The sequence below is a fragment of the Collinsella sp. CLA-AA-H167 genome, assembly GCF_040095305.1.
GTDB lineage: Bacteria > Actinomycetota > Coriobacteriia > Coriobacteriales > Coriobacteriaceae > Collinsella.
Genome location: NZ_JBBNGA010000002.1, coordinates 12,664 through 37,311, shown reverse-complemented (window position 1 = coordinate 37,311; position 24,648 = coordinate 12,664). Strand labels below are relative to the sequence as shown.

Annotated in this window: 16 protein-coding genes and 1 tRNA gene; 13 read left to right on the top strand and 4 right to left on the bottom strand. The window is 56.4% G+C overall.

The window, feature by feature from the left end:
* The first annotated feature begins 20 nt into the window (after positions 1–20).
* The 6 genes from AAAT03_RS02310 (at position 21) to AAAT03_RS02285 (ending at position 4,316) form a co-directional block, all read left to right on the top strand.
* Positions 21–791: a YidC/Oxa1 family membrane protein insertase gene (locus AAAT03_RS02310; RefSeq protein WP_055251326.1), complete on the top strand. Its 771-nt coding sequence runs from the start codon at positions 21–23 to the stop codon at positions 789–791.
* Between the two features lie 44 nt (positions 792–835).
* The gene (locus tag AAAT03_RS02305; protein ID WP_349102510.1) at positions 836–1,405 is read left to right on the top strand and encodes a R3H domain-containing nucleic acid-binding protein; all 570 of its coding nucleotides are present in this window, start codon (positions 836–838) and stop codon (positions 1,403–1,405) included.
* Between the two features lie 168 nt (positions 1,406–1,573).
* On the top strand, positions 1,574–2,239 hold the full coding sequence (rsmG, locus tag AAAT03_RS02300; RefSeq protein WP_233547406.1) for a 16S rRNA (guanine(527)-N(7))-methyltransferase RsmG: 666 nt from the start codon (positions 1,574–1,576) through the stop codon (positions 2,237–2,239).
* A 134-nt stretch (positions 2,240–2,373) separates the two neighbouring features.
* Positions 2,374–3,174 (top strand): AAA family ATPase, encoded by an 801-nt coding sequence (locus AAAT03_RS02295; protein WP_117584022.1) that lies wholly within the window; start codon positions 2,374–2,376, stop codon positions 3,172–3,174.
* The gene (locus AAAT03_RS02290) at positions 3,167–4,072 is read left to right on the top strand and encodes a ParB/RepB/Spo0J family partition protein (protein WP_349102509.1); all 906 of its coding nucleotides are present in this window, start codon (positions 3,167–3,169) and stop codon (positions 4,070–4,072) included. The genes AAAT03_RS02295 and AAAT03_RS02290 overlap by 8 nt, the downstream gene beginning before the upstream one ends.
* Entirely contained in the window at positions 4,062–4,316 is a 255-nt protein-coding gene (locus AAAT03_RS02285; protein WP_349102508.1) for a hypothetical protein, read from the top strand. The genes AAAT03_RS02290 and AAAT03_RS02285 overlap by 11 nt, the downstream gene beginning before the upstream one ends.
* Positions 4,317–4,514: 198 nt before the next feature.
* On the opposite strand, the gene rlmN is transcribed toward AAAT03_RS02285, so the two are convergent.
* The gene (gene rlmN / locus AAAT03_RS02280; RefSeq protein ID WP_118094008.1) at positions 4,515–5,567 is read right to left on the bottom strand and encodes a 23S rRNA (adenine(2503)-C(2))-methyltransferase RlmN; all 1,053 of its coding nucleotides are present in this window, start codon (positions 5,565–5,567) and stop codon (positions 4,515–4,517) included.
* A gap of 85 nt (positions 5,568–5,652) precedes the next feature.
* Here rlmN and AAAT03_RS02275 point away from each other — a divergent pair, with 85 nt between their 5' ends.
* Together AAAT03_RS02275 and AAAT03_RS02270 are read left to right on the top strand one after the other, a co-directional pair.
* Positions 5,653–6,618, top strand: coding sequence for a D-alanine--D-alanine ligase (locus AAAT03_RS02275; RefSeq protein WP_349102507.1), 966 nt, complete (start codon positions 5,653–5,655; stop codon positions 6,616–6,618).
* Positions 6,612–9,506 (top strand): helicase C-terminal domain-containing protein, encoded by a 2,895-nt coding sequence (locus AAAT03_RS02270; protein ID WP_349102506.1) that lies wholly within the window; start codon positions 6,612–6,614, stop codon positions 9,504–9,506. The genes AAAT03_RS02275 and AAAT03_RS02270 overlap by 7 nt, the downstream gene beginning before the upstream one ends.
* Here the strand turns inward: AAAT03_RS02270 and AAAT03_RS02265 are convergent.
* Together AAAT03_RS02265 and AAAT03_RS02260 are read right to left on the bottom strand one after the other, a co-directional pair.
* On the bottom strand, positions 9,503–10,420 hold the full coding sequence (locus AAAT03_RS02265; protein WP_253057054.1) for a WYL domain-containing protein: 918 nt from the start codon (positions 10,418–10,420) through the stop codon (positions 9,503–9,505). The two genes, AAAT03_RS02270 and AAAT03_RS02265, sit on opposite strands and share 4 nt — an antisense overlap.
* Positions 10,407–11,429 carry a WYL domain-containing protein gene (locus AAAT03_RS02260; protein WP_117776720.1) on the bottom strand — a complete coding sequence of 341 codons (1,023 nt, stop codon included), beginning with the start codon at positions 11,427–11,429 and terminating at the stop codon, positions 10,407–10,409. Before AAAT03_RS02260 ends, AAAT03_RS02265 begins: the two co-directional genes overlap by 14 nt.
* A gap of 198 nt (positions 11,430–11,627) precedes the next feature.
* Here AAAT03_RS02260 and AAAT03_RS02255 point away from each other — a divergent pair, with 198 nt between their 5' ends.
* Both AAAT03_RS02255 and AAAT03_RS02250 read left to right on the top strand, forming a co-directional pair.
* On the top strand, positions 11,628–14,825 hold the full coding sequence (locus AAAT03_RS02255) for a hypothetical protein (RefSeq protein ID WP_349102505.1): 3,198 nt from the start codon (positions 11,628–11,630) through the stop codon (positions 14,823–14,825).
* Between the two features lie 21 nt (positions 14,826–14,846).
* Positions 14,847–15,065, top strand: a complete 219-nt coding sequence (locus tag AAAT03_RS02250) for a hypothetical protein (protein ID WP_022094153.1) — start codon at positions 14,847–14,849, stop codon at positions 15,063–15,065.
* A 66-nt stretch (positions 15,066–15,131) separates the two neighbouring features.
* On the opposite strand, the gene AAAT03_RS02245 is transcribed toward AAAT03_RS02250, so the two are convergent.
* Complete coding sequence (locus AAAT03_RS02245) at positions 15,132–18,563, bottom strand: SpaA isopeptide-forming pilin-related protein (RefSeq protein ID WP_349102504.1); 3,432 nt, start codon at positions 18,561–18,563, stop codon at positions 15,132–15,134.
* A gap of 297 nt (positions 18,564–18,860) precedes the next feature.
* Here AAAT03_RS02245 and AAAT03_RS02240 point away from each other — a divergent pair.
* The 3 genes from AAAT03_RS02240 to AAAT03_RS02230 all read left to right on the top strand — a co-directional run bounded on the left by AAAT03_RS02240 (position 18,861) and on the right by AAAT03_RS02230 (position 24,483).
* A tRNA-Gly gene (locus AAAT03_RS02240) sits at positions 18,861–18,935 on the top strand.
* Positions 18,936–19,490: 555 nt separating this feature from the next.
* Entirely contained in the window at positions 19,491–20,834 is a 1,344-nt protein-coding gene (gene purB, locus AAAT03_RS02235; RefSeq protein WP_349102503.1) for an adenylosuccinate lyase, read from the top strand.
* A gap of 298 nt (positions 20,835–21,132) precedes the next feature.
* Entirely contained in the window at positions 21,133–24,483 is a 3,351-nt protein-coding gene (locus tag AAAT03_RS02230) for an Ig-like domain-containing protein (protein ID WP_349102502.1), read from the top strand.
* The last annotated feature ends 165 nt before the right edge of the window (positions 24,484–24,648 follow it).

Genomic DNA, 24,648 nt, shown 5'->3' with positions numbered 1-24,648 from the left:
GCTATCGGAGGAAAACTTACATGTGGGATTGGATCGTTAACATCCTTTTCGAGCTGCTCAAGCTCATCCAGACCTTTGCGGTCGACTGGGGCCTGTCCATCATCATCCTGGTGGTCATCATCCGTCTGCTGCTGACGCCGCTTATGCTCAAGTCGACTAAGTCGACGGCACGCATGCAGGTGCTGCAGCCCAAGATGCTCGAGATCCAGGAGCGCTATGCCGACGATCCCCAGCGTCAGGCCGAGGAGATGCAGAAGTTCTACAGCGAGAACAAGTTCAACCCGATGGCTGGTTGTCTGCCGCTGTTGATTCAGATGCCTGTCCTGTTCGCCCTCTTTACGCTGCTGCGTAACCTGCCGGACTACTTTAACGACGGCACGTTCTCGTTCTTTAATATTCTGCCCGACCTGACCACCACGCCGAGTGCCTCCTTTGCCGATGGCTTTATGGTCGCGCTGCCTGCGCTGGTCTGCCTGATCCTGTTCGCTGTCCTGACCCTGATTCCGCAGCTCTATATGTCGCGCAACCAGACCGGCCAGCAGGCTCAGAGCATGCGTATGATGGCCGTTGTCATGACGGTCATGATGCTTTGGATGGGCTGGAGCCTTCCCGTTGGTGTTCTGCTGTACTACGACGTCTCGTCTGCTTGGCAGGTTATCCAGCAGATTTTTGTGACGCAGAAGGTCATCGACAAGGCGAAGGCCGATGAGGAGGAGCGCCTTAAGAACGCGCCGCTGCAGGTTGAGGTCACTCGTCGCGAGAAGAAGCCGCGCCCGCACAAGAAGAAGTAGCAGGATATCAATCTTATTTAGGTACCTAACTTTTGGAGTACGTTATGTCTGAAGAGATCATCGAGGATATGCTTGAGGAGGTTGCCTCGCAGGTCGCGGGCGATTATCCCGAGATTGCACAGCGCTACAAGGCTGGTGAAGAGCTGACCGACGAGGAGCTCGACACCATTGCCGATGTCGCGATTTCCATCCTGCGTTCCATCCTTTCGCACTTCGATGCCGCCAACTCTCCTATCGATGAGTATGAGGGCGACGAGGGTGAGCTGATTCTGGATGTAACGGCTCCCGACCTTGCTGTTCTCATTGGCCGTCATGGTCGCACCCTTGATGCCCTTCAGGTTATGTTCTCATTGCTGGTGAGCCGCAAGCTCGGCTTTAGGTATCCGGTTGTAGTGGACGTCGAGGGATACAAGAGCCGCCGTCAGGACAAGGTTGCCTCCATGGCTCAGTCTGCTGCCGAGCGTGCCATCCGCACTCATAAGAGTGTTTCGCTTCCGCCCATGAATGCCTACGAGCGCCGACTGGTTCACATTGCACTTCGTGGCAATGACGCCGTCGATACTCATTCTGAGGGTTCTGACCCCGATCGCCATGTGGTGATTGTTGCTCGATAATCTACTCGAGCTTATGCTAAGGGGACGTGGTTTCCACGTCCCCTTTTTTTGTCAAAAGTTCTCGATACACTGATTTTTGTCAGAAAGGAGCTTTCGTTGTTAGTACTTACTGATCAGCAGGCTGACGAGATGTTGAGTCGTCTAACTTCCTATTGCAAAGAGTATTCCTTGAGCGTAACTGATACTGAGCTGAGGAAATGTATTCAACATTTGGATTTGGTTCTGGAAACAAATAAGACAACCAATCTCACCCGTATTCTTAACATAGAAGATGCTGCGGTGCTTCATATCCTCGACTCACTTGTTTTGCTCCCCTATATCAATAAGGCTCCTGAGGGAGCTTTGCTCGATATGGGAACAGGTGCGGGCTTCCCTGGTATTCCGTTAACCATAACCATGCATCGTAAAGCTACTTATATTGACTCTGTTGGTAAGAAGGTTGATGCTGTCAATTCTTTTGTTGATGTTCTTGGATTGAAACATGCTCATGCGGTTCATGATCGCCTTGAAGAATATGCTCGAAGCCATAAGAAGCAGTTTTCTGTCGTAACCGCCCGTGCACTTGCCCCTCTACCGATTCTTGTTGAGTATGCTGCTCCGTTCCTCAAAGACGGAGGGCTATTTGTTATCACCAAGGGTAATCCTTCGGATGAGGAGCTTGCTTCCGGCATGTCAGCAGCTAAGATTTGCGGCTTCACTTTGCTTCTGAATGACGCAATCGATTTGCCTGAGGGCTTGGGCCACAGGGAGTTCATTGTTCTTAAAAAGAGTCATCCGGCATCCGTTTCATTGCCTCGTGCAAATGGCATGGCAAAGAAGAATCCGCTTGCCTAGATGTTTCACGTGAAACATAATGGATACTAACAACTTGCAGTGTTTCACGTGAAACATGGCGGTTGATATCGAATCGGAATGTTTCACGTGAAACATCCTCCGTTTGACAGCTTTAATACACACCAGGAGGGACCGTGGGATTTCGCGACGTTAAGCGTTCTAAGAGCGCAAAAGACACGCGTATCATTGCAATCATCAATCAAAAAGGCGGCGTCGGTAAGTCAACGACGGCTGTGAACCTTGCAGCAGCACTGGGTGAGCAGGGTCGTAAGACACTGATTGTCGATTTTGATCCGCAGGGAAACAGCACCAGTGGATTTGGAATTGAAAAAGAAGACCTTGATCGCTGCATCTATGATGCATTGTTGAATGATGTGCCGGCAGAATCGCTTGTTCTTGATACAAATTGCAAAAAGGTATTCGTAATTCCAGCTACGATTCAGCTTGCAGGTGCCGAAATTGAGCTCGTAAGCGCAATTGCTCGTGAAACCCGCCTCAAAGATTTGCTTGAGCCGATTCAGGACGAGTTCGATTTTATTTTCATTGACTGTCCTCCTTCGCTCGGCCTGCTTACTATCAATGCCTTGACCGCAGCAGACAGCGTTTTGATTCCGATCCAGTGCGAGTACTACGCACTCGAGGGCGTTACGAAGCTGCTAGAGTCAATGAAGATGGTCAAATCACGTCTGAACAAGGGCTTAGACACCTATGGTGTGCTTATGACCATGTATGACTCGCGTACTTCTCTATCGAATCAGGTTGTTGAGGAGGTTCAATCATACTTTGGTGATAAGGCATTTAAGACGCTAATCCCCCGTACGGTTAAAATCTCCGAAGCTCCGTCTTTTGGAGAACCGGTAATTACCTATGCACCTCAAAATAAGGGTGCAAAAGCGTATATGAACCTTGCAAAAGAGGTGATCAAGCGTGCCTAGTGTAAAGAAACGTGGCGGATTGGGACGTGGACTCAATGCTTTGGTCTCAGAGGCCGAGTATGAGACCGGTGGTTCTGCTGTATCTGCTTCAAATGCCGCATCTGTAACAAAACTACCTATTGAGGATATCGTTCCCAACCCTAATCAACCGCGAATTCATTTTAATGAAACTGAACTTCGCGAGTTGAGCGAGTCAATCCAAGAGCATGGCGTTTTGCAGCCGCTCTTGGTTCGCAAGCATGGAAACGGCTATGAGATCATCGCTGGTGAGCGTCGTTACCAGGCGTCAAAGCTTGCTGGTCTTGAGGAACTGCCTGTCATCATTAAAGATGTTAATGATGAAGAGATGCTGGCTCTTGCTCTTATCGAAAACCTTCAGCGTTCTGATCTGAATCCCGTCGAAGAGGCTAAGGGCTATCGCCAGCTCATTGATGCCAGCGGTATGACCCAGGAGGCATTGTCGAAGGCAGTAAGCAAATCACGCTCTGCAATTACAAATTCGTTGCGCCTTCTTGATCTCCCCGAAGTAGTTCAGCAGATGATTTTTGAGGGTAAACTTACTGCTGGTCATGCACGTGCGATTCTTGCAGTTCCCTATGAGGATGCTCGAATTCGACTTGCAGAAAAGGTTGTTGCAGAGGGCCTTTCCGTAAGAGCGACAGAAAATCTTGCTCCATTGTTTTCTGCCGGAGAGACGCCTAAGACGCCGAGGCCTGCAACGCCTCAGTCTTTTAAAAAGGCTGCCCGTGTGCTTCGCCAGGTATTTAATACCAACGTGTGTGTGAAGAGCTCGCGTGGAAAGAATAAGATTGAAATTGAGTTTAAAGACGAAGAAGAGCTTTCTCGTATTCTTGGTGAAATGATTCAGTTTGATCAAGGGGGCCAAGATGAGGAATAAGATTATAGCTGCGATTGCATTGGCGACGACTGTCGCGGCTGGTGCCTTTGCTGGCTATAAGATCGCGACAGACGATGAACTTCGGGGTCGTTTGCTTCGTGGTGCGCAAGATATTGTCGATTCTTCCAAGAAGAAAATGGATGTTATGACAGAAGATGTTGCCATGCGCACTGCTCAGGTAACAAAAAATCCTAAGATTAATCAAGGTTGGGTTAGCAACCAATGGGAAAATGTAGGCTATTAGGTACCTAACAATTACCCTGCATATTTTGAGCGGCCCTTGTCTGATTCATGAGACAAGGGCCGCTTATTTTGTCCGTAAACAATGGGGAAGCTAGCAGCGGTCCAAAATTGAGGTCAATAAATGAAACGGCCCCTGTTGCATATCCTGCAACAGGGGCCGTCCGATGTTTCACATGAAACGTTTTGGAGTGCGACTCCCCTATGCGTTCTTCTGAACTTTGAAGCGCTGTTTCAGCTGTCCGCAAGCGGCGTCAATATCGTTACCACGGGAGTTACGAATCGTGGTCTCGATGCCACGGGACTCAAGACGACGCTGAAGATCCTCAACCTTATGAATCGGCGACGGCTTGAGCGGACTGCCCTCGATGTCGTTAAGTTGAATCAGGTTAACGTGGCACAGCGTTCCCTCGCAGAAGTCGCAGAGTGCCTGCATCTCGGGATTCGTATCGTTGACGCCTTCGATCATGGCATACTCATAGGTCGGGCGGCGGCCAGTCTTCTCGGTGTAGAGCTGAAGCGCTTCGTGAAGGCGAAGCAGCGTGTATTTCTTAACACCGGGCATGAGCTTATTGCGCGTCGACTGGATGGCGGAATGCAGGGAAACGGCAAGCGTGAACTGCTCGGGGATATCGGCAAATTTGCGAATACCGGGAATAACGCCGCTGGTAGAGACGGTGAGGTGACGAGCGCCGATACCGATGCCATCGGGGTCGTTGAGGATACGCAGTGCCTTGAGAACCTCGTCGTAGTTGGCAAACGGCTCGCCCTGGCCCATGAAGACAACGCTTGTGGCACGCTCGCTAAAGTCGTTGGATACATGAAGCACCTGGTCGACGATCTCTTGAGCGGTCAGAGAGCGCTTGAGGCCGTTGAGACCGGTAGCGCAAAAGGCACAGCCCATGCCGCAGCCTGCCTGGGTGGAAACGCAGACGGAAAGCTTGTTACGACGTGGCATGCCAACAGTCTCGACGGAAATGCCATCGTGGTACTCGAGCAGATACTTGCGCGAGCCATCTTTGGAAACCTGCTTGGTGAGTTCAGTCGGCGTATCAAAGGCAAAAGCCTCTTTAAGCTGCTCACGGAAAGCCTTGGGGAGGTTGGTCATATCGTCAAACGAACAAACGTTCTTCTCAAAGACCCATTCGATGAGCTGCTTCGCGCGGAAGGCAGGCTGGCCAAGTTCGGCCACGAGCTCGCGAATATCGTTTTGGCTCAAGTCGCGAATGTCCTGAGATTTAGTCCTGGGATTCATGGAAGCCTTTCGATTTTGGGGAAACGTAGAGGGTATCGCTACAATATGGTATCAGCTGCAGAAATTATAGAGGAGGAGTCTGCCCATGCCGGGTAAAAGCCTAGAGAACATGCACGTAGCGGTCTTGGCGGGCGGTCATTCCGCCGAGCGCGAGATCTCGCTCGATTCGGGAAAGAACGTTGTGGTGGCGCTGAAGGAAGCCGGCTACACCTCGGTGGAGCTGCTTGACACGGCCGCTGATGACTTTATGGTAACCATGGCGACCGGCGGATTCGATGTGGCATTTATCGCCATGCACGGCGCCGGCGGTGAGGATGGCGCCATGCAGGGTGCCATGGAGACCCTGGGTATCCCCTACACGGCCTCGGGCGTACTTGCCAGCGCCTGCGGTGCCGACAAGGAGGTCTCTAAGCTCCTATACGCCAAAGCGGGCATTCCCATTGCCCCCGGCCTTGCGCTCGAGGTGGGCGACGAAGTCGATATCGATCATATCGTCGAGGTTTGTGGCGAGCGCTGCTTTGTGAAGCCGGCCGTCAACGGTTCCAGCTATGGCATTTCCCTGGTCCATGAGCCCTCCGAGCTGCCCGCGGCAATCGCCAAGGCGTTTGAGTACGGCGACAAAGTGCTGGTCGAGAAGTGCATCGAGGGTACCGAGATCACCGTCGGCGTATACGGCGAAGATGACGTGCGCGCCCTGCCGATTGTCGAGATTCGTAAGCCCGAGGACTGCGAGTTCTACGATCTGGACGTGAAGTATGTCGACCCTACGGATGTCCATCGCATTCCGGCGCAGATTTCACCCGAGAATTACGCTCGCGCTCAGGAACTTGCCTGTGCCGCTCACAAGGCCCTCGGTTGCCTGGGTATCTCGCGCAGCGACTTTATTGTGAGCGAAGACGGTCCCATTATCCTCGAGACCAATACCATTCCCGGCATGACCGATACGTCGCTGTATCCGGATGAGATCCGCCACACCGACGACATGACGTTCCCGCAGGTCTGTGACAGCCTGATCCGTATGGGCCTTCGTCGAGCGGGCATTGCATGCTAATCGAGGACGCGGTTTCGTCAGGAACGCCGCAGTTTGTCATCGACTCCTATGCCACGCTTGCCGACCGCGCCAAAACGCAGTCCTTCGGCCTTATCGAGGAAGATGTGATTGTCCTCGATACCGAGACCACGGGTCTTTCGGTGCAGGACAACGAGCTGATCGAGATCTCGGCGGCCCGTCTTTCGGGCCGCGAGGTCATCGACCGCTTCGATACCTTCGTGCATCCCAAACAGCTGATTCCCGCCGAGATTACCGAGCTCACGAGCATTACAAATGCCGATGTGGCAGATGCCCCGTCGGCGGTTGAGGCCGTCGCCGCTCTCGCCGATTTTGTCGGTGGCTGCCCGGTGATCGCACACAACGCCACGTTCGACCGCTCGTTTATCGAGTCGGTCAAAGGCGGCGTCAACGTGAGCGATATTTGGATCGATTCGCTGGCGCTGTCGCGCATCGCGCTTCCGCGCCTGGCCTCGCACAAGCTGTCTTTTATGGCCGATCTGTTTGGCTGCGACTCGGTATCACACCGTGCCAATGCCGACGTCGACGCCCTGTGTGGCGTATGGCGCGTGTTGCTCGTGGCGCTCACCGACTTGCCCCAGGGCCTCATGGCGCGCCTAGCCGACATGCATCCGGACGTGCCTTGGTCCTATCGTCCTATCTTCTCATTCTTGGCAGGGCAGAACCCTGGTTCTATCTTCTCTCTCAGCGCCGCTCGTGTTGACGTTCTCAAGGCCGATCGCGCCGACGATCGGGTGGACGCCGATGAACTGCCGGTTCTCAAGATGCCGAGTCGTGAGGAGATTGAGGCAGACTATGCGCCAGGTGGCCTAGTCAATCGCATGTATCCCACCTACGAGCCGCGTGATGAGCAGATCGCGATGGCGCTCGAGGTCCGCGATGCGCTGGTCACGGGCACTCATCGAGTAATTGAGGCAGGCACAGGCGTCGGCAAATCGATGGCCTATCTGGTACCTTTTGCCGAGGCAGCGCGCCGTAACAACATCACGGTTGGTATTGCGACCAAATCGAACAATCTTGCCGACCAGCTCATGTACCATGAGCTGCCAAAACTTGCCGAGCAACTGGACGGTGGTCTGTCATTTTGCGCGCTCAAGGGCTATGACCACTATCCGTGCCTGCGCAAGCTAGAGCGCATGAGCCGCAGCCAGGTCGAGATTACCACCAAGCGCGATCCGGCGGACACGCTCACGGCGGTCGCGGTCATTATGGCGTACGTCTGCCAATCAGCCGATGGCGACCTCGACTCGCTCGGCATTCGGTGGCGCAGCGTCAACCGTCCCGACTTTACGACGGCCTCGCGCGAGTGCGCTCGTCGCCTCTGCCCGTTTTTCCCTGATAAATGTTTGGTCCACGGCGCTCGCCGTCGTGCGGCGCATGCCGATGTGGTGGTCACCAACCATTCCCTGCTGTTCCGCAGCGTCGCGGCCGAGGGCAGGATTTTGCCTCCGATTCGTCATTGGGTAATCGACGAGGCCCATTCCATCGAGCGCGAGGCGCGCCGTCAGTGGGCGCGCGTGGTGTCGGCGGACGAATCACGCGTTCTGTTTGAGCGTCTGGGTGGCTCGAGCACCGGCGCGCTAAGCCAGGTTTCCCGTGATTTGGCAACCTCCGAGGGCTCTACGCTCTATCTGGGCCTTACTGCCAAGGCGACGTCGACGGTTGCGCGCGCGAGCATGGCAATCGCCGACGTGTTCGATGGCGTTCGCGAGCTCGGCCGCCGTGCGCGTGGGGGTTATGACAATGCCAATCTATGGATTGGCCCCGAGCTGCGCGAATCTGACGACTGGCATGATTTCTTACAGTCGGCCTACACTGGCATCGACGCATTGGAACAAGCTGACAAGAGCGTCGACGCGCTGGTGCAAGCCGTCGCCGCCGACAAGCCCGAGGTTGTTGTCGACCTGGGTGATATCTCGCGCCGCCTGCACGAGCTGGCCGAGAACCTCAAACTCATCATTGATGGCACCGATGAACACTACGTGTATTCGCTGCAGGTCAATCGCAGACTTCGTGCCGGCGGAGAGTCGATGACCGCAGAGCGCATCGACATTGGCGAGGCTTTGGCAACCGAGTGGCTACCCGAGGTTCACACGGCTATCTTTGCCTCGGCGACCATGACGGTGTCCAAAAGCTTTGAGCACTTTAACCATGCGGTCGGCCTTGATCGCATCGGTGCTTCAACGTCGTCATCGCTGCACTTGGATTCGAGCTACGACTTCGATTCGAACATGGCTGTAGTCGTTGCGGGCGATATCCCCGATCCGCGCGATCGTGAGAGCTATCTTACGGCGCTCGACCGCGTACTGGTCGACGCCCATCTTGCTATGGGCGGATCGGTGCTCACGTTGTTCACCAATCGGCGCGACATGGAGGACCTATACGCCCGCGTTGAGCCCAAGATGGCCCGTGCGGGTCTGGAGCTCAACTGCCAGCAGCGCAACTCATCTCCTCGTCGCCTGCGCGACCGGTTTATCAACGAACCGACCTCGTCGCTTTTTGCGCTCAAGGCCTTCTGGGAGGGGTTTGATGCCAGCGGTGAGACGCTGCGCTGCGTCATCATTCCCAAGTTGCCGTTCTCGAGCCCCACGGACCCGCTCTCGTGCGAGCGCAACCTGCGCGAAGACCGCGCATGGGCGCGCTATTCGCTGCCCGAGGCGGTGCTCGAGGTTAAGCAGGCCGCGGGGCGTTTGATTCGCTCGTCGACCGATAGCGGTGTGCTGATCTTGGCGGATCCTCGCCTGGTGACGAAGGGCTATGGCAAGAAGTTCTTAACGTCGCTGCCCACGAGCTCCTACCAGCGCATCGAATCGGCGCAGATCGGGCACTATCTACAGCTGTGGCGTGCACGCCACGAGCGGCGGCGCTAAAGCGGACAGAAGAGGGTTTTTGCCATATCGCACAGACGCTTTGACAGGGCGGGGTCATCCAAGATGCGGATGGCTCCGCCCGCTGCGATTATCTGGCTCAGCAACCAACGCTCGGAGCCGTAATGTACGGTTACCGTTGCCATGTCTGTCCCGCTGCGCTCGATGAGGGTGATGCCGGCCCAGTCCAGATGCTCCGCCATATCGAATGGCATCAAGAGCTTTGCGCTACGCTGCGTCCGGGCAAGGGAATCGTGGAGGGATGCAACGTCCGGTGCGTGAGGCACGACGGAGTCTTCCGTCAAGGCGAGTCCCTCGATTTTATCCATGCGATAGGTGCGCTGCTCATCGACCGCGATGTCCCAGGCAATCAGATATGTTTGGTCGCCGTTTGCTGTAATGCGCAAGGGGTCGACCAGACGCTCGCGTGGCCGCGCATCGTCCATCGAGCGATACGAGATACGACAGCGAACGCCGTCCTGAATGGCGCAGCTCAGCTGCTGCCAGTGCGACCCGTGGTTGACGGTGTCAAAGACGTGCTGGTTATAGCCGAGCTCTTCGGGTAGAAGAGCATGTCGAATTCGAGCCGCCGCCTGGGGCTCGATCCCCAACGATTCAAGTTCGTGGTTGAGCACAGCGCCCTCGGCGGCACTCAGGCGCAGCGGTAGTACACGCCCGGCGTCACCGGTGAGGACCACGCGCTCGCCGTGGCATTCGCAGATGATACGCGCACCCGATTCTCGGTCCGCGAGCGTCGAGACGATCTCGAGAATCTCGTCGAGCGACGCCCCCGTGATGTCAAAGCGACTGCAAATCTCGGTTCGTGTCATGCCGCTCTCGCCGGCGGCGTAGAGGGCCTCCATGATGTCGATGGCGCGCGAGAGCCTCTGCTCGCTGGTGAGTTTACGCACGGGCATGCTCGTGCACCGTCCTTTCAATGAGGTGGTTCCACGCCTGCTTGAGCGATTTGGGGGCCATGGGCCTCATGCCGTCCATGGCGTGGGCCATGCAAAATGAGGCGGCGGCTTCAAGATCGCGCACGTCAACGGTCCAAGTCCATCCCGAATCGGTGTGTGCGAGCTCACCTCGCCCGCGCGTGAGGCCGTTGATCATATCGATCTGCGTCTGCGGGGCGAACGAGAACGTAGCCGCAACGGGCGGGCGGTCGGCAAAATCGAATTCAAAGAACAGGTAGTCGCTGAGGTTGAAGTCCGCAGGGATAACGTAGGCCTTCGAGGGGCGCCAAGCGCGAACGATACGGTCGCAGCGGAATGTCCTGATGTCGTCGGTGGCATTGTCGAGGCCGCAGAAGTACGCAACGCCCTCGCGCTCGAACATGCCGTAGACGCAGACGGTACGCTCTTTCTGCTCACCGCGTCCGTTCTGATATAAAAATCGCAGCGCGCATCGCTCGGCAAAGGCGCTCCATACCGCATCGACGGTGGGAGAGCGGCGGATCGGTGCTTCGTCTACCGCCGACATGCCGGTGAGGTAGGCAATCTTGGAACGAATATCGGCAAGCGGCGCGGCAAAAGTGGATGAGCCGGCCGCTATTGTCTGGTCGATAGCGTTGAGCAGGATATCGGCGTCGTCTGCGGTGATGAGGCCGCCTGCCGCAAACGTGTGCTCGCGGTCGATTGTCCATGAGCTTTCCTCGGTCTCCTGCGCGCCGGCGGGGCGAACCTCCTTGATTAAGATGCCGCGTTCGAGCAGTTTGTCACGATCGCGCCGAAACTTGCGCTTATCCGAGTCGATATTGCCCGAGCCATATCCCAGGTCAGAATCCAAGACGATCTGCTCGGTCGTCAGCGGTTCGGGGGAGCTGTTGAGCACAAAGAAAAGATTGAGGATGCGCTGAGCCGTTTTATCGAAACTGGGCTCCGAATTCCCCTTTTTAATTGTCGCGGTCGCGTCGCTTGCCGTCATAGAGTCCTCGCATGAGAAGGTGGTTTGCTGCCATGATTTTAGTCCGATATGGAGATTAGGCTATATCCTTGTCCGCTCGGGGCGTTAAGATGGCCCGAATTCGGTCGTTTGTGCTCGCTCGGGGTATACTTTCGACTATATACGGTTCTAATGTGCATACATTGGGCCTATTTGTCGGATTATGGATGTGGAGCGCACATGGCGAACACCCAGAACTATATTAACCACCTGCTGCAGAACACCGGCATTACGCCGGCATGCAGCGAAGAAGAGCGCTTGGCTGCCGAGGATATCGCTCAGATCTTCCGCAACCACGGCTTTGATCCCGAGGTTCAGGAGTTCAATGCCCCGGCGCCCAGCAGGTTGGCATTTGCCGTTACCGGTATTCTTGCGTTTGCCGGCGCCCTGCTGATGGGCATCGGCGGCGGCATCGGCTTGGTCGGCACCTTGCTGGCCATTGTCGGCGCCGTTCTTTACGTGCTCGAGCGCACGGGCCACCCCGTGGTTTCACGCCTGGGCAAGACGGGCGTGAGCCAAAATGTCATCGCCTACCACAAGGCCTCGGGCCCGCTCGCGTCTCCGCGCAACCGCCCGGTGGTCGTTGTCGCACACTACGACTCTCCCCGTGCTGAGTTGCTCGCCCGCGAGCCCTATGCTTCGTATCGTGCGCTCATCGCCAAGCTGTTGCCCGTTGCCACGGTTGCCCCTGCTGCCGTTGCCATCTTGCGTATCCTGCCGCTCCCCGGCGCGCTCAAGGTTCTGCTGTGGATTGTCGCGATCCTCGCTTCCCTCGTTGCGCTCGCCAACGCGGCAAACATCATTTCTAACCGCTACATTCTTCCCTATACGTCCGGCGCGGTGTGCAACAAGTCTTCTGTCGCCGCTATGCTCGGCGTTATGGACAACGTTGCTCCCTTCCAGGGCGAAAACGAGTTTCCCGACGATGTTCCGTTCGATACCTATTTTGGGGAGCAGAAGCGTCGTGCCGAGGAGATGGCGCGCGCAGCAGCGGAGTATGCCGCGGCCCAACAGCAAAACGACTACGGCAACACCATCGAGTATGAAGAGCCTACCTACGCCGAGGATGAGTTCGGTCAGCCGATTGCTCCCGACGCTCAGGCCGAGCCCGAACAGGGTGAGGATTTCGACGAGCAGATCGAGGGCTTTGAGGGTGCGTCTGCCGACGAGACGCTGATTGGCGCCATTGTGCCCGAGGATCAGAATCAGGCTGTCCAGGCCGAAGAGTTCAATGACGAGGTTTCCGCTGCCGAGCCGGCGGAGGAGCCTGTCGTGGCCGAGCCCGAGCCCAAGCTCTATCGCAATGCCGCCGGCAACATCCGCTTTGGTTCGGATGCCATCCGTGCGCTCGGGATGCTTCCCGAGTTCTGCACGCTCGATTACGAGGAGGGCGAGGAGCCGACGTTTGAGCCCGAGCCTGCCCCCGTCGTGACTGCACCTGCGCCCGCCGTCACCGTGGATGATGAGTCTGCCGCGGTTACCGCTGCCGTTGCCGAGCTTGAGGCGGTGTCCGCGATCGATCCCGCGGCAGGACTGGACATTTTGGCCCCCGCCGCGCCGGCGCAAGACGTTGCGGACGAGTCTGACGACGATTACGTTGAACAGCCGAGGCGCGTGTCTTACGAGAGCGATACTGATTTCTCGGCCGAGATTCCCGCGGCAACGCCCCATGCCGATATTGCATCCGCGTTCTCTTCGATTGGCACCAGTGCTTCCAACTTCTTTAAGGGTGCGCTTGCAAAGGGCAAGAAATTTGTCGACGATTTCGAGGAGAAGCGCGCTGCCGCACGCGAGGCTGCCGAGCAGGAGGCTATCGCTCAGCAGCAGGCAGCCGAGGCGGCACGTGAGCGCGCGGCGCAAGAGTTCGAGCAGAACGAGGCTATGCAGTCCGTGCCCGTCGACGCTGCCGAAGCTACGACGTCCTTTGAGTCCCAGCAACCGGCGTCCGCGGATGTTGCTGAGGCGACGACGTCTTTCGAGGCTCAGCAGCATGTCGATAGCACCATGTCGTTTGATGCCGCGCAGTTCGATTCCACGATAACGTTTGAAAAGCAAGGCACCGCGATTGCCGAGCCCCTTCCTGTTTCCGATGAGCAGGGCGACGCGGTAGACGATGACGAGCCTATTGATGCTGCCGAAATCCAAGATGTCGCCGGGCACGAGCCCGTCGAGGTCAACTGTGACGAAGAGCAATACGCGGCAGCCGATCAAAGTGATTCAACCGAGGTCGAGCAGGAGGAAGTGCCTGCGGTTTCCGAGACTCCCGAGACGGATGAGTCGAGGCCTTACTCCACGCAGATTTTCACCATGCCGACCCCGAGTGGTTCCGGTGCCACGGTTGCCAATGTCGCTCCCACCCAGGACGAAACGGTCGATTCCCTTATGGCCCAGATTTCCTCCCAAGCATCGCCGCGTCCGCAGATGAATGTTCCCGATCCGGCGTCGGCACCGTCGCCTGCACCCTCCTCGTCTCCGCTGGCTTCGGTCCCCGATCCGTCGCTGCCGTCGATGAAGCAGACAAACGTTGCGTCTCGCACGTCGCTGTTCGACCTTCCCGACCCCTCCGCACAGGTCAACGACCCCTTTGCTACCGCCCAGGGTCCCGAACCCACATCGGCACCCGTTGCGCCTCCTATGCCCGTTGCGTCGGGCGCACAGCCGATCGAGACCATTTCGGCTCCCGCCCCTGCGGCACCCAAGTCTCGCAAGCGCGGCCTGGGCGGCCTGTTCGGTCGTAAAAAGAAAAACGAACAGGACAGCATGAGTGACTGGCTGGGCGTCGAAGACGATTACGATGCCAAGAAGTCCGGTCGCGGCATCGGTTCGTGGGATAATTTCGAGGACGATAACGATGGCTGGAAGGGCGGCGCTACGTCTTCCGACGGCGCTTCTTCCGAAGATATGCTCTCGGCTGTCGCCTCTATGGGTGACGATGAGCTGCTCGGTCACGATATCTGGTTTGTGGCAACGGGCGCCTCGGATTGTGATGGCGCCGGCATGAAGGCCTTCTTGGCTTCGCATCGCGATAAGCTCCGCGGCGTATTCTTCATCAATCTTGAATCCGTCGGCGCCGGTAGGCTTTCGGTGGTGACGGTTGAGGGCGAACAGCAGCTGCTCAAGGGCGATCGCCGCATCATGAACCTGGTCAGCAAGGTGTGCAAGTCGTTCCATGTCGATTGCGGCGCGCTCGAGATGCCCTATGCCAAGACCGATGCCTATGCCGCGCTCGAGGCGAGCCGCCGAGCCCTCACCATCGCCGGCGTGGACGGCACGCGCCTGGCTTGTGCTCGTACCGAGGACGACCTGCCCCACAATGTCAACCCGACGAACATTGCCACGGTATCCGAGGTCGTGACCGAGGTTATCCGCCGTTCGTAGACGGAGCTCTAAGGAGTCAACGTGTTTTCGTATATTAAGCGCCATTGGCCTGTCTACGTGATTTTGACCTTGATTGCCATTGCGTTAGGGTTTGGAGCTGCCTACATCGTGGGCGCGAAGGGCTCGACCCCCGCCTCCGCAATCAGCGAAGAGGTGGAGCAAGAACAGAGCACGGGTGCCGATGGGATTCCTGAGTCCGAGCAAGCAATCGTTGATGGTGGATCTTCGTCTGCAGAGTAGATACGGCGATTTAAATGATTGAAAGCGGGCGAGCCGGGGGACTGGCTCGCCCGCTTTTTCATCGCGCTAGCGCTTCTTTGGGATTGACCTAAGGCGAGCGAACCATAGGGCTGCGGCACCCGAGGTCAGGAGCGCGGTGATGCAAGCGGCGATGGGGGCTGATCCTGTTGCCGGTAGGTCCTGCGGTAGGGTACAGCGTTGAATGACACTGTCCTCGTCATGTGACTCAAGTTTATCGCCGCCGCCGTTGCGGCAAAGATCGACGCGTGCGCTGTTGGTGAGTGCAGTTTGGGGTGTGTAAGCCGACGTTGCCTGCATGTGCACGACTGCGCCCCGAGCATCTGTGCCAAGGATTGCTTTGGCATCGTCAAGGTCGTCGTGCTCATCTTTGAGATCATTGCGGGTCCAAGAATCCGTATCGCTTCGAGTCGTAAAGTCGGCGGCTACCGCACCGTATTCAATGCGAATGCCCGTTACGACGGTATTGGATGCAAGGTCGAGTTCTTTCGCCTCGAGTGTGGCGGATTCCGTGGTCGAGACATCCGCCTTCCAGAGGTGCCAGCCGTCGTAATCGACGAGGCGGCAATCTTCACCCAGACTCTCTTTTACTTCGTCAGACTCAAGCCAAGGATTTTCGTGCCCATCGTCAAGCGTCGCGTTTGCCGGCTCATCGACGTCTGTCGAGTCCAACGGCGTCGTGCGATACCACACGTTGCACAGACCGTTGAGGTCGCCGATGGCGACGGGGGTTTCGATTGAGACGAATCTCGCCGTGCCGTCTTTGGCGCACTCAAGATCATCGGTAATCGTAAACTCATCAACCCAGGTAGCTGAATCGTTTCGAGCGTCGATGGTATAGGAGAAAAGACCGTCCGTATTGGTTTGCGTTGCGGCGCGATTTTTACCATCGCCGTTGGCCAGCAGACCCTTCCCGATAGGTTGGACAAGCTCCTGACGCTTGTCGACCTGTCCTTTGATCTCGATGGGCGCATCCTTCATCGCGACGGATTGGACTTCTCCCGTATCCTTTATTTCAAACGTTATCTCCTCGGCAAGGTCATAGGTCCGCGGAGACATCATTTCGCGCAACGAGTAGGTGCCGGGTGCAAGATGTTCGACGCGGTGCGGCTTGTCGGATGAGGTCCAGGAGTCTATTTCGGTTTTATCGGGACCATATAAGGTGAGTTGTGCGCCTTTCACTTCCTGCTCTCCGCTTGCATCGACCTTGGAGATATCAACCTTGGTGTAATCGTCGGATACGTTAAGCCGTGCTTCTACAACGGGTGTTTTCTGGTCGACATAAGCGAGGTCTACGATATGGGGCGTCCGGTCGAGTAAGAAGCCTGCCGGCGCTTGAGTCTCGACAACCTCGTAGCGTGCGGTGCCAGATCCCAGCGGGAGGTCGTCCGCGCGTGCTTCTCCAGTTTCATCCGTCGTGACGGTAGCGACAGTCTCACCGTCGAGCGCGGCAATGCTACCGTCGGGGCGCACGATATCACCCGAGGCACGGATCTCAAAGATGGCGCCCGCGAGGCTGCTGCCGTCTACGACATCGGTTTTAACGATCCTGATGTTTCCGGTCGCGGCGTGGTCATAATACGAGGCGATTGCAACGGGCGTTAGGTTCATGTCGGCGGGTATGTTTACCTCGATCTCTTTGCCGACAAGATAGGGCTCTTTGGCCGAGGTTTCGCGTACATAATAGGTGCCCGGCACGAGCGATTCGGGCAGTGTGACGGTCCCGGTCGCGTCAGTCGTAAAGGTGTCCATTACGTTATGTGCTGGATGCCAGCAAGTTTGTGAGACAGGTTTGTGATTGCTGTCGAGGAGTTGGAAGGTGAATCCGGCTAGGGGAACAGAAGCGCCTGTTTGGGCATCGCGTTTTACAATCTGGAGATGCGTCGACAGAGCGTGGTTGTCCACGATATATTGAAGCTCGGCGCCGTCGGAAATCTGATTGGCCTCGACGGTCCATTCCCCTGCACGTTTAAAACCCTCTGGGACGGTTTCCGGAACCTCACGAACCGTGTAGCCGGCGCGGTCGTATGGGATGGCTCCGTGGACACCGGCGGGTCGCTTGCCTGCGCCAAACCATGCTTCGGGCTGATCTTTGGTGGAGGCAAAGCCATAGATGTTTGTGGTCAGTGTGCCAACAACCTGCTGAGAGCTGTTACTGACAACCTCAAAGACAACATCTCCTGCCGGCTGCTCCAGGCCGGATTGATCGCTATTGCCGTAGTCCTTGAATTTTGAAATCTCAAGGTCAAACGCAATGGGGATATCGGAAACGCGAGATTCGATCTCGACCACGCCTGAATCGCCGAGTTGGTCGGCTCCAACGGTGTAAGACCAACTGTCACCGGAGGGCAAATAGCCCTCGGGCGCCTTCGATTCATAGATGGTAAAGGTTCCCAGGGGGACATCGGTGAGGGTAGCTCGACCGCTTTCATCGGTCCTGAGAGTTTGTGTCCATCCAGGGGTTGATTGCGATACGCACACGAATTCTGCTCCTGCGAGCGAAGCCCCAACTTGGGGGCCTGCATTCGTTGCGGCGTCGAGCTTTACAATGCGCAAGGTAATGGTGCCGGGTTGTTCATCAATGGTGACGTATCCGCCGTTATCCGTCGTGGTAAAGGCAATGTGATCGTGCCGGGGGATATAACCAGCTGGCGCTGTTGTCTCAACTAGGTAGTATGCCGTGTTGGGTAGGAGTGTTGCCTGCGCTCGACCGTTGCTGTCCATCTGGACGGTGCCGACACGCGCGCCGCTGGCGCTCTCAAAAACATCGAATGTTGCCCCGTCAAACTGATAAGTATTGTTTCCGCTGGTAATGGCAGCGTTTGCAGACTGCTTTTGGAAGGAAACAGAGACCGCCGGCAGTACATAGAGCATGTCTTGACGTCTGCTGCCGCCCGATACGGTTCCTAGATAGCGCCGCGCGCGGTGCGGAGCGGCTTTGATGCTTCCTGATTTTGCGCTGTCGTGGAGCCACCGCGCAGCCGCCACGACTTCATTGTCGGCGGTAAAGTGTCCGCTCTTGGTTTTACCCTGAGCGGTCGTGTAGGAGTAGGTGCCGTCGACATGGGTAGTGCCGTTGAGCATCCATACGGCAAGCTGGGTGGCGGCGCGGGCGCGATCGGGTGAAAGATGGTAACCGCCAAACGACGTGGCGGTAGGATATCCGTGACAAACGATTGCCGCGAACTCGTCGTCGAGCCACACCCAGCCTTGATCAAAGTTGAGCCATGGGCCGCCCGGCTTGGTGGGGCCGGGGCGCTCCTGGTTCATGCAGTAGGCAATCGAGGCGTCTTGAGCTTCATACTTGCCGATAAAGAAGGGCCCACAATCATCGCTAATAGTGCGGAAGCCGAGCTGGTCGTAGCCATCGACGGCAAATGCGGCTCCCGGTGCCAGGCAGCCGAAAAGCAGGAAGAGGAGCAGGAGCAGCGGACCTGTTGCGATTGCGCTGTGGACAGAGTGCGTGGGTGCGTTGGACATGGCTGCTCCTTATCCCTCGTGCGCCGCACGGGGAGGCCGCGGCGCTTGGGATGAGGCTACCGCCATGGTTCATGCGGGTAAGTACCAGAAGCTGACCAAAAGCTTGCCCGATTTCTGACAAATCGAGCTCAAATACAATAATCAGATAAAAGTACAGGTAGAAGATGGTAAGAAAAGAAAGACAAAGGTCCTCATCTCCACAATTGACGCGATTTTCAAACGAATCTCCACAGCTAAAACAAGCATCACCACTCTTGTATCGAACAAGACAACCGCGTTATACTAGCCAACACACAAGCGGGCATCGCCAAGTGGTAAGGCATCAGCTTCCCAAGCTGACACTCGCGGGTTCGAGTCCCGTTGCCCGCTCCATTCGAATTTCAGGCACGGTAACGTTTCGTTACTGTGCCTTTTTCAATAAAGTGCCGGGACTCGAACCCGACAGGGTGCGAGCGTTAAATAAACGCGAAGCGTTTATAGCGAGCAGGCAAGGTCGCCGATAGGCGACCGCAGCCGGTGCGGATTTGCGAAGCAAATACGCGGACGTCCCGTCGTCCGCTCCATCGAGCGCGGGAGACCTTGGGACGGCCAATTCAACAAAGTCTTCCCCATCGTCTCCGTGAATCCGAGGAGATCGACCGCAGCCGGTGCGGATTTGCGAAGCAAATACGCGGCCGTCCCGTTGCCCGCTCTATCAGCCAAGGGGGATGCTGGGACACTCGGTTCGATCCGGTCTCCTTCGACGGCTTTGAGGACCGGGGCATGCTGACCACAGCCGGTGTGCGTCCGCGACGCGGACGCGCGGACGTCCCGTTGCCCGCTCCAATTCCAAAATGTTAGGTTCATGCCTGCTGCCCATACTTGCACCTGCGCACGGTACAATGGTTGGGTTACGACCAACGTGCCAATAACCAAAAAGGAGCCGCTATGATCGATCGCTATACCCGCCCGGAGATGGGACACATCTTCTCCCTCGAGAACAAGTACGCCATTTGGCAGGAGATCGAGGTTCTGGCCTGCGAGGCCCAGGCGGAGCTCGGCAAGATTGGCATTTCTAAAGACGAAGCCCAGTGGATCCGCGACCATGCCAGCTTTGAGAAGGCAAAGGTCGACGAGATCGAGGAAGTCACGCGCCACGACGTCATTGCCTTCCTGACCAACATGAAGGAATACATCGATGCCGATGTTCCCGAGGGCGACCCCAAGCCCAGCCGCTGGGTTCACTATGGCATGACCAGCTCCGATCTGGGCGACACTGCTCTGTGCTACCAGCTCACCCAGGCTTGTGACCTGATTATCGAGGACGTCAAAAAACTCGGCGAGATTTGCAAGCGTCGCGCCTTTGAGGAGCGCAACACACTCTGCGCCGGCCGCACCCATGGCATCCATGCCGAGCCGATGACCTTCGGCATGAAGTTTGGCTCTTGGGCCTGGGAGCTCAAGCGCGACCTGGATCGTCTTGAGGACGCCCGTAAGAACGTTGCCTTTGGCGCTATCTCGGGTGCCGTCGGTACCTATAGCTCCATTGAACCGTTTGTCGAGGAATATGTCTGCGAGCACCTGGGTCTGGTTCACGATCCGCTGTCCACGCAGGTCATCTCCCGCGACCATCACGCCTACCTCGCCGGCGTCCTCGCTACCACGGCGGCCACCTGCGAGCGCATCGCTACCGAGGTCCGCAATCTGCAGAAGACCGACACGCTCGAGGCCGAGGAGCCGTTCCGCAAGGGTCAAAAGGGCAGCTCCGCCATGCCGCACAAGCGCAACCCGATCACCATGGAGAAGGTCTGTGGCCTGTCGCGCATCGTGAAGTCCAACGCTCAGGTTGCCTTCGATAACGTCGCCCTGTGGCACGAGCGTGACATTTCGCACTCCTCTGCCGAGCGCGTCGCCCAGGCCGATAGCTTCATCGCGCTTGACCATATGTTCCAGTGCCTCATTCGCGTTATCGACGGCCTGCAGCTGTATCCGGCCCGCATGATGGCCAATCTCAACAAGACCCGCGGCCTCATCTTCTCCTCCAAGGTCCTGCTTGCCCTCGTCGATACGGGTATCACCCGCGAGGATGCGTACGCCATTGTGCAGGAGAACGCCATGGCCACCTGGCACGAGGTGCAGGATTGTGTCTCTGGCCCCACCTTTAAGGAGCGTCTCGAGGCCGATCCGCGCTGCACCGTCAGCCAGGAGAAGCTCGACGAGATTTTTGATCCGTGGGACTTCCTCACCCGCATCGATACGGTCTTCGATCGCCTGGAGCAGCTCGAGTTCTAACTGATCGATTGGGGACGAAGTTAAACCTTTCAGTTTCCTTTTGACCCCCCCTTTTGAAGTACAACTTTCCAGCTCAAGCCCCGTTGGTAACTCGTTTTGCCAACGGGGCTTTTGCGTGAGAGTGCTTGGAAAAGCTACATTACAACGGGCGATTTTTAATGCGGGAATGTTGCTTGCCGATAATTTGACTCTTCCGACAAACACTAGCTTGCCAGTCTCAGTCGGGGGGGGGTATCCTTAAGTCAATTTTAATGTGTGGGAGAATACTGCATTTTCACGAGAGATTGGACTTAGGGGAATGAGAAAAGGATTTTGGAGGATAGCCGCAGGCATCTGCGTTGCTTTAACGGCGGCAACGTTTGGGCTGACGGTGGCCGCCCCGCATGCGGATGCTGTCATGCTGGAGTCGCAGGATGGTTCCATGGGTGCATCGTTTCTCCCATACGATTCGTCTACAGGCGATGTGTGGTCAGAATTTGATGTCGCTGTTGGACAGACGGTGAAAGGAAGGCTTTCCTTTTTTAATAAAAATCACGAATGGGCGCCCATTGACCCTAGTGATATCGATATCACATCGTCTGATGAGGATATCGCTAAAGTGAGCTATAAATCACGTGATTGGGTGTTGACAATTAGTCCCACCAAAGTCGGCACAACGACTATAACCATGAAGAGCAAGGCTGACGAGAGTTTAAACGGTTCTCTTAAGATTAAGAGCGTGGCTAATGTCAATCCAATTAAGGTGAGTTTCGTATCCTATGACCAATCTGGTGCGACGACAACGACTGCAACGCTGGGTTACACGGATGATTGTCCGCAAAAATGCGGGAACACGCACTATGCATTGCTAGAGGGGACAGTTTACGTTCGCCCCAAGGACGAGACCCGTGCGGCTACATATTTTGAAATAAAGGAAGATCCCTCAAAGGATTCCAAAGTTCAGGCAAGGGTGAATTCGAATTATTATTCATATGGAACTTCTGAGCTAAGCGCTTCTTTGCAACTCGAGGCGTTGGCGAAAGATGCAAAAGAGGCCAAGGTTCTTGTCGACTATTGCAACGGCGAGACCGAGACGAAGAAGCTATGTGATGTTGTAACCGAGAATCAGGAGCCTGGATTCAATGAGCGTGGGAACAAAAAACAAAAGATGCTGGTTGGGGACAGCTCTTATCTGTCTGCCATTCTCAACGTTTCCCCAAATGAAGCACTGAAGGCATGCCAGCGTGCACATTGGGATGCGCTCGTTAGCTCTGTAACCTATTCTCTAGAAAGCAGCGATGTTGTTGAGCTTATCGATGGTGAAAACTCGTTTAAGGCAATAAGGCCTGGCACCGTTAAGGCTCATGCTCGTGATGGCCTTGGCAATGACCATCCCTTTGAGATAGAGGTTGTCGACCCTGCGGAAGTGAGCCTTTCGAAGGCTAAGTTTGTGTCGAGCGATTATACATTTCCCTGTGAGGTCAGTTCAGATAGTATATCCAAAGATTGGCTTTGGCTGGAATGTGACAGGGGGTTTGAATATCCAAAGGGCGTGCTGAGCAAAAGCGCTGAGGAATTGATGGACTCCTATGCCGGCGCAAAGTATTCTTTCACTTCAGATAATCCCGATGTCCTCGAGGTAAAAGGACCGATGTTTAATGGTGGCAGTTACTTGGGGTATTTAGTGCCTCATAGTTACGGCGATGCAACGGTTTCAATGTACTTGGGTGGTCGTCTCTGTGACACGATGACCGTTCATGTCGTCAAGCCTGGCGAGGAACCTGCAAAAACGACGGTTTCCATTGCGGATGGTTACTCAACATCTATGGACAAGGGCACGACTCAGCAGTTGAAGGCAAAGGTTTCCCCTGACGATAAGGCCAGTAAGGTTGTCTGGTCCTCTTCTAACGAGAGCGTCCTTACCGTCGATGGCAACGGTCTTGTTACCGCTGTCGGTGACGGTGATGCCACGATCACGGCAACGGTTGATGGGGTCTCTGCAACCACGGATACAATTACGGTAACCACTCCGGTCGTAAAGGTCTCGGGCGTCAGCCTCAGCGCGTCGAATCTTAAGCTTGCTGTGGGCGGTGAGCCCTCGACGTTGACCGCAACGGTTGAGCCCAACAATGCAACGAATAAGAATGTGTCCTGGTCTTCGAGCGACCCAGAGGTCGCCACGGTTGCGGACGGCGTCGTGACCCCGGTCAAGGCCGGTGCTGCCACGATCACCGTTACCACTGAGGACGGCGAGTATAGCGCCACGTGCAAGGTGACGGTTATTCAACCTGCAACGGGTATCACACTCGATAAGCAGAAGGTCACGCTTGCGGGCGCTGCAACCGAGCAGCTTAAGGCAACGGTCGTTCCCGCGGAGGCTGACCAGACGGTTGTCTGGAAGTCCAGTAACGAGAGCGTCGCTACGGTCGATCAAACCGGCAAAGTGACGTCTGTTTCCAAGGGCGCCGCGACCATCACTGCTTCGACCGAAGATGGCACCTATTCTCAGGATTGCGCGGTGACCGTCTCTAATCCCGCAACGAGTCTTACAGTCGATCAGTCCTCCCTCAACCTTGCGAAGGGTGAGGGAGGTACCGTAAAAGCCTCTCTTGCCGGAGCCCTGGCAGGTGAGGTCGACGAGACCAAGCTCGCTCTGGATGACACGGGTGCCTCGAAGGCATTTAAGGTTGTCGACAACGGCGATGGCTCCTACACCGTCACTGCCCTCAAGACTGGTTCCGGTTCATTCGTCATCACCGCGGGGTCGCTCTCCCAGACCGTTTCGGTGAGCGTGACCAATCCCGCCCAGAAGGTTGAGCTCAACAAGACGAACCTTTCCTTTACCGTAGGCGACGCCTCCGCAAAGCTCTCCGCAACGGTGACTCCTGCAGATGCAGACGATGCGACCGTGAGCTGGACCTCCAGCGATTCGTCGATCGCTACGGTTAAAGACGGCGTCGTGACGCCGCTTAAGGCCGGCACCGTTACGATTACCGCCACCTGTGGCGACAAAACCGCGACCTGCGCCGTTACCGTAGCGGCAAAGACCATTGCGGGCGTTGCGGGTAGCAACGGAACGGACGTTAGCGTAAGCGCCGAGAACAATGTCGCTGCCGGCATTGCCCAGAACAACAGCATCTCTCTTGTGGTCGAGGAACCGACAAATCTTACCGACGCCGCCAATGCTACGATTTCCGGCCTTGAGCAGGGGGCTTCCAAGGTTGCCGAGAAGCTCGATATCAAGCTTCTCAAGAATGGCGAGGTTATCGAGGACTTCGATGGCATGTCCTTCATCGTCCGTGTCAAGATGACTGCCGCCATGAAGGCGCTCACCAATCTCAAGGTGCTCTACGTTGCTGAGGATGGTTCCACCCAGGCTATGGATACGTGGATCGAGGGGGACTACCTCTGCTTCCGCACGAGCCACTTCTCGACGTACGTGGTGACGGGCGAGGAGGCCAATGGGGAGCCGGCTCAGCCTACGCAGCCCGTGACGCCGTCCCAGCCTGGTCAGCAGACGACGACCAAGGTGACCAAAAAGTCTACTAAGACTACTAAGGGCGCGCTCGCCAATACGGGCGATCAGGCCCCTGCCGTCGCCTTTATTGCTACTGTCGCGGGCGTTGCGCTGATCACCTTCGCTCTTATGCGTAAACGTTTCGAGCGTTAAGGTACCCCGCTCGTTTAAGTACGACTGTCCAGTCCAAGCCTCGTTGGTAACTCGTCTTACCAACGGGGCTTTTCCGTTACAGGCTTTATCCCGTGTGTCTGGAGCAGCTGAGCTTCGAGTAGGGTTGACCTAATTCGACCGCCTGCGGATGCATTTCAACCATTG